Raw genomic sequence first — 7,727 nt, 5'->3', positions numbered from 1 at the left:
TCCCTTGAACCTGTGGAGGTGGTCATCACCGATACGGAAGTCATCCTGAAAAGCATCTACTTCGAGTTCGACAGGAGCAACATCACCCAGCAGGGGGCCGCGGAACTGGACAAGCTCGTGAACGTGATGGAGAAATACCCTGACATGGTGATCTACGTGAAGTCGCATACGGACGGTAAGGGAAGTGCGGCCTACAACCTGAGGCTTTCGGAGCAGAGGGCCCAGTCTACGGTACAGTACCTTGTGTCGAAGGGCATCGGTAAGGAGCGTGTTTCGGGCAAGGGCTTCGGGAGCACGGAGCCGAAGGTGGACTGCAGGGCAAATTGCACGGAAGAGGAGGATGCGCAGAACAGGCGTTCGGAATTTAAGATTATAAAGAGATAAGACATAGTTCTTACTGATTAAAGAATACATCTCTGACAGCCGACCTTAAAAAAGGTCGGCTGTTGCTTTTTAACCTTTTTAGTTTAACCCGCTATATGATTTTTATTTTATTCCAGTTCAGCCTTGATTATAGAAACCCCTTGTTATTTGGGCTGATTAATGTATCTAATTTCAAATCTAAAAATTATCTGATTTGTGGCCTTTAAAATATAGTTAAGATTATCAACCCTTTTTAGAATATTAAAGATTATTAGATAAAATATTTTGGATGTTTAAAATGTTTTAAAACACGATATTGATAATTCCTAACACTTAATAGCTAATAATAACAGTTGTTATATTTTTATATGTATTAATTGCTAAAAGTGAAAAAAATATATTAAAATTAAGAGAGGTTTATGAAAATATCCAAACCTCTAATATAAAATCTAATAGAAATGGGTTTGTTTTATTTTAAGGTTTAAGTTTCTGGTATTTAAATATTTACGATATTATTTAGCCTTTCAAATTTCGGTAAATAGTAAAGACATTATTAAGAAAAGGTTAACATTAGTCCTTATTTTTATGACGAAACACTAACTGAAAAAAATGTAATGACTTATGAGAAAAGAATTATTATTTGCTTCGATAATAGGCCGGCTCTTGCCAATTAGCTTTTATCGATTCTCAACAATTCTTGACAGACTGATACATAAATGTGTCAGGAAAAGAATTGTCATCCCCATGTTTTTGCTTTTCATTTCCATCGGAGCCCACGCCCAAATGGCTTTAGAAACATTTGAAAGTGGCATACCCCCAACATGGGCATCCTTTAGAAACAACGTAGGAACTTTGAACTGGGGAATTTCTCCTGATAGTTACAGAGGAACCGGTGCGGCCTTTCTGAATCCAAGTGCAGAAAACATTGGTGCCGGAAATACCGCACAGTATTTCCTGGCAACGCCTACGGTTCCGATTCCTCAGAACGGGGAAATCCGCTTTTATTCAAAACAGGCAACTAATGCCAATAATGGGGCCATCTACCAAATCAGGCTGTCTACAGCAGGACAGTCAGACCCGGCCGGATATACCGTAATATTGAAATCCTGGACAGAAGCAGACCTTAATGTGGGTTCGCAGACGGCCTATGAAGAAAAGATAATTCCTATCCCTGCAAACATTCCTGTTGGGCTAAATGTAAATATTGCATTTGTGGTCATCAATACCCAAACCGGTGCGTCGCCAAGCGGAGATGCGTGGTTTTTGGACAACATCAGGGTTATGGAATCCTGCCAGAAAGTAAATGAGGCAGATTTTTCAGCAAACAATATCACGTCAAGTGGTGCCAACCTAGCCTGGACGCATCCAACAGCATTAAATTTTGAAATTCAGGTTGTAACGCAAGGAACAGCACCGGGAGCTACGGGCATCAGCGTACAGAACTCTTATCCTGTTGGCTCTCTTGATGAAGATACTGCTTATGACGTATATATCAAAACGGTATGTGATGCCGATACGGCGAGTGAATGGGCAGGGCCCTTTCCATTCAGGACAAAGAAAGTTGGATTGTCATGTGATTCGCCAATTGTGATTCCTTTTAGCACGGCAACTTATAGCTATTCAAGCAACCTTAACCTTTTTGCAGACAACCCGACGAGTTATACGACTCAGGGAACAGGATGTCTTCCGGCATCGGTTACAGACAACTACCTTAATGGAGGGAAAGCTTTTTTTTCTTATACACCAACACAAACCGGACTGGTCAATATAAAACAAATGACCCTCCCTTTTTCAGCGGGTTCCGGATGTTTCGGAAATGGAATTAGTGGTGTATTCGTTTATGATAGCTGTAGCAATGTCGGTGTGAACTGCCTTGCAGGTTTACAAACAGAAGATCCTGATGAGCCTGCTTATATTAATAATTTATATGTAGAGGCCGGACACACTTATATTATTGTGATTTCAACCACATTTGATTCTGAGGCAAGCGTCTGTTTCAATTTTGAATTGACCTTTTCTACTTGTGCGCCACCGGCTACTTTTACTTGGACTAACCTTACCACGGATAGCGTTACGTTCTCCTGGGATAACGTGGCCAATCTGGCAAGCTCATGGGAATATGTAGTACAACCTGCGGATGCAGGTGCTCCAACAGGTTCAGGAACGGCTACCAATACTAATGTCGGAAACCTTATCAATACAGGATTAGCAGCCGGTCAATCTTATGACCTGTATGTACGTTCTGTATGTGGAGGTGTACCGGGTAATTGGAGTCTGCCTTACCGATTTGCAACCCAATGTATATTTAATACTCCCTATAGCGATTCATTTGATGGAATTACATCTAATCCTGTTCCATGCTGGATTCCAATTGACATTAATAACGATGGTAACAAATGGGGTGCAGGATATGAAAATTTAGGAATAAGAATATGGAACGCTCAGACCGCAAATGATGATATGATAGTTTCACCTATCATTAATTTGGGAACGACTCCTAAAAGGCTTAAATTCAAATACAGTACTTCAGGAGGTTCGGTACGTTTTTCAGTTGTACTGTCTACTACAGGAATTACGGCAGCTGATTTTACCACAATATTATTGCCTTCAGAGTTGATTGATACAAATGATGAGGGACTGGAAAAAATTATTAACATACCTACATCCATAACAGGGAATGTAAACTTTGCATTTTATATACACCCTGAGGCTGGTGAAACGGCATTCTTATTTAATATAGATAATGTTATAGTAGAAGACAAACCAGAATGTTCGGATCCGCTTGCACTTACAGCGAACAATATTACGACATCTACCGCAGACCTTTCCTGGACAGCAGGTGATATCGAATCGCAATGGCAGATTGTAGTGCAGCGCAAGGATACAGGTATCCCGACAGGAAGTGGAACGCTGATAAATACGCCTCAGTTTACGGCAGATGAGCTAACACACGCTACCCAATACGAATATTATGTAAGAGCTTACTGCTCATCCACACAACAGAGCAACTGGGTAGGACCATTCTATTTTACAACGGTTTGTGGTGTTTTTGATACGCCTTTCCATGAGAATTTCGATACTGCAGATATCAATAACCACAGATCATGTTGGGAAATTGTTGATGCTAATGGAGATAATGCTAATTGGCGTCTGGATAATACATGGGCGGCAATCCAAGGAAATGCTTTTTGGGGAACACCAAGTTATGACGACTGGTTGATTTCTCCGGCTATCAATGTAGTAGGTACTAAAGCCTTGAAGTTTAAGTACAGGGCAGCTTTAAGTCCGATGTTCCCAAATCCTAGATATGGGATGGAAGTACTGATGTCTACTACAGATAGGAATCCGGCAAGCTTCAGCGTTATCATGCCGCTAATGAATTTTACGAATACCGATTTTATAGAAAAAACGATTTATATCAATGCCAACGGACCGGTTTATATTGCCTTTAGGGTACCGCCATCTTTTTCGACAACGGGAGGTACATCCGTTTTAAATCTTGATGACGTGAAGGTTGAAGATGCTCCGGCATGTCCGGCACCATCTGATCTGAGTGCATCTAATGTTACGCAAACTTCGGCCGTACTGTCCTGGACCAAAGGACACCAGGAAACCCAATGGCAGGTCGTGGTACAGAATGCAGGTTCGGGAATCCCTACTGGAAATGGTCAGCTGACAAGCACCAATACGGCTTATACTACAGGGACAACGCTACAACCAAACACACAGTACGAATATTATGTAAGGGCCTATTGCAGTGCTTCAGAACAGAGTGAGTGGGTTGGACCTTTTACATTTACCACATTATGTAATGTCTTTACGACACCTTTTATTGAGACATTCAACCCTGGATCGGTATCAGAAGAATGCTGGCGGGTAGTGAACGGCAATGCCGATACTTTTGCATGGAACCTGCATAATACACTAAACCCATACGAAGGGGAGCATGCGGCAATGATATTTACGGGTTCTAACGGTAATAACGACGACTGGTTGATTTCACCAACCATAACCGTAAGGCCTGGCCAGCGCCTGCGCTACTACTACAGGGTACTTTGGGGTGATGATTTCAAGGAAGATCTTACAGTAAAATTGTCTACAAACGGAAATGAACTTAGTCAATTCACAACTATATTATATGATGTCAGTTATGAAAGCGTACCGCCTTTGAACAATTCGGAATGGAAGGAAAAAGTAATCAACCTTCCCGCAGGAGTTACCGGCAATATTAACATTGCATGGCATATTCCCCAAAAAGCTCCAAATCCTTGGAATTATAGAGGACAATTATTGGTGATTGACAAGGTAGTCATTGAAGACACACCGGTATGTCCTGCTCCTAACAATTTAGTAGTAAGTAATATTACTGATACCGGAGCTAAAATTTCATGGGATGCAAACGGAACAGAAACTTCATGGGACGTTTACGTACAGCCGGCAGAACTGCCTGCTCCTGTTGGAGATGGCGATGCGCAATACCTGCACAATACGACAACGAATCCATACACCGTGACAGGCCTTACGCCTGCCATACGATACGAATACTATGTAAGAGCTGTATGTAGCGCTTCACAAGACAGCGAATGGGTAGGGCCATTTGAATTCACTACGAGATGCAGTTTTGAAAACCTTTGTGAATATACGATTACTTTAATTACGGGCAATTCAGGAGTGCCGGGAGGAATAAATCTGGTGCAGAATGGAGTTATAGTCCAGACTATGGAATTCCCATCCGCGCCATGGGGCGAAATTCCTGCTCCGTTAGATTTTACGGTATTCTTATGTACTGGAGTAGAATTCTCGTTAGTAAACGTAGGCGGTAATGCATGGCAGTTTACCGAAGCCCAGATACAAGTCAAGGATGCTTCAGGAAATGTGGTATGGACAGGAGGCATAGGACTATCTGACTCAAGAATTTATACGGGAGTAGCAACATGCGGAACTATTACTTGTCCGCAACCAACCAACTTAACGGTAAACTCTACGGGAGTACTTTCCTGGACGGCAGGTGGCAGTGAAACCCAATGGGAAGTAGCCGTACAGCCAATGGATAACAATACCTTGCCACAGTCCGGAACACTGGTAACCACTAATTCCTATACGCCCCAGGCTTCTGATTTTGCAGATTTGAAAGCAGGAACTTATGAATTCTTTGTAAGGGCTGTCTGTGGCACGAATAACACCAGCTACTGGTCGGGCCCTCACAAATTTGTAAGAAATGATGATGCTTCTAAGGCAGTCGTTATCCCTGTAAATACAGGTGCTGATTGCGAGCAGTCGGCTACCAAAGCAAGCTTTATCGGAAGTACTGCTTCAACCGAAGCTATGGCCTGTACAGGAGTTAACAATGGAGACATCTGGTTTGAATTTGTTGCCGCTTCAAAAGTACACGTATTGGAATTGGGTAACTTCTCTGCAAAAGGAAGGTACCAGCAAGGCTATACACCAGATGTGGTGGCACCAAAAATTACCCTGACACTATACAAAGTCAATGGAACATCTTTAGAACAGCTAGCCTGTAACTATAACAATGCCATCGTAATGTCGTATAGGGCTGAAGTAGAACCGGGAGCTACCTATAAGGTAAGGATGACCCTGAACGATACGGCACCTAATATCTGTACATTCGATGTGTGTATAACCACGCCACAGGATCTTTGTGCCCTGGATATAGTGAACGGCAGTTTTGAAAGACCGGAAGCAGATTTTGGATTGGGTAACTTCTATCCGCAGAATATAGTTCCGGGTTGGAGAACCAATGCCATAGAAGACACGACATCATCGCTTTACGACGAATTTTTCTTTGGTAATGCGACAGGAATAGACGGCTACATGCCATACGATGGTGGACAGGTTATTCAGGTTCTTCAACCTGATATAGAGGGGCCTACTACACTTGATAATGTAAGAGGAACCTACCAGGATCTTGACAGTTCAGAGATCACGCAGTTTAAATACAGTTATGCACATGCGTCAAGAAGTGGTATTGCTTTAGAATTGTTAGCTGGACCTCCTTCAGGACCGTTCGTATTGCTTGAACAGCATCCTGGCACTCTTATATGGAATTTTTATGAAGGAACCTATAACGTGCCAGCTGGACAGAATGTTACCCGATTTGTATTCAGAGCAAAAGACCATGCCGGAGGCAATCTTTTGGATGCGGTGTCTATTACAGCCAATGTAGATATACAAACGGAACCTCGTACACTTCAATGTCAGGAGCGATCAATTACGGTAACAGCTGAAGGTGTTGGAACATGGGTGGCTGACGAAAACAACCCGGCACAAACGGTTATTGAAAATCCAAATAACAAATCAACTGCGATTTCAGGATTTGGCGCATCAGGTAATTATACATTCAAGTGGAAAACAAGATATTGTGAGAAAACAATAACATTCGTTTACAATGGTCTTGACGATGTGCCAACGGTTGTTACTCCGGTAGAGTACTGCCTGAATGCAGTAGCACAGCCGTTGACTGCAACACCATCCGGAAGCTACTCATTAAAATGGTATACAGAGGAAACAGGAGGTACAGGGAGTTCAACAGCTCCAACTCCGGCAACAAATACTTTAGGATCAACAACATATTATGTTAGTCATGTCGATGTAAACGGCTGTGAAGGACCAAGAGCAGCAATAACGGTAACTATTAATCCAAGAAACCAGGCTGTGGTAGGTTTCCAATACAACGGGACAAGTTTCTGTAAGTTAGGAGCAAATCCGATAATCACAAAAAATCCGGGCTTTACCACAGGAGGAACTTTTGAGGTAACACCAAACGGACTTGGAATTAATACAACAACAGGAGAAATTAATTTAAGCACTAGTACAGCAGGAACTTATACTGTGAAGTATAGTATAGGAACTGTTGGATGTACCGACGGGGGTGAACATACCGCGACTATCACGGTCAATGCAGGCACGACGCCAACGGTTGGCTTCACCTACGACACGCCGGTCTGCCAGAACGAAGCGAACCTGTTGCCGAACCTTGCCGCAGGCTTTACCCCTAGAGGCCGCTTCGGCGCGCCTGCCGGATTGTCCATTAATACGGCCACGGGAGAGATTTCCGTTTCGCAGAGCACCCCTGGCACCTACCTTGTGACCTACGAGCTGGACGGGAACACTGCAACGTGCAGCCTTGGCGGCAGCGGCAGCTTCACGGTAACGGTTTCCGAAGGGCCCGAGGTTTCCATCGCCAGGGAGTGCACGGGGCAGACGCTGTGGCTGAAGGCCACGCAGGGATTGGGCAGCTATACCTGGACAGACGGCAGCGGGGCCACGGTAGGCAGCACCGCAGACCTTAACATCGACGACTACGTTTCCGAGCATCCCGGCACGCCATTCCCTATGGATTTTAC

The 7,727-nt window shown here is 43.5% G+C and carries 2 protein-coding genes; both read left to right on the top strand.

The genetic code is table 11. The features are described from left to right. Positions 1-384, top strand: a 384-nt coding sequence (locus B0G92_RS16580; protein WP_143395064.1) for an OmpA family protein, incomplete at its 5' end; no start/stop codon positions are given. A gap of 600 nt (positions 385-984) precedes the next feature. Continuing rightward, a partial coding sequence (locus tag B0G92_RS16575) for a choice-of-anchor J domain-containing protein (protein WP_143395063.1) occupies positions 985-7,727 on the top strand: 6,743 nt, incomplete at its 3' end.

This window comes from Flavobacterium lindanitolerans, assembly GCF_002846575.1.
In the GTDB taxonomy this organism is placed as follows: Bacteria; Bacteroidota; Bacteroidia; order Flavobacteriales; family Flavobacteriaceae; genus Flavobacterium; species Flavobacterium lindanitolerans.
Note: the sequence above shows the minus strand (reverse complement) of the source record. Positions and strands in the feature narration are given on the sequence as shown.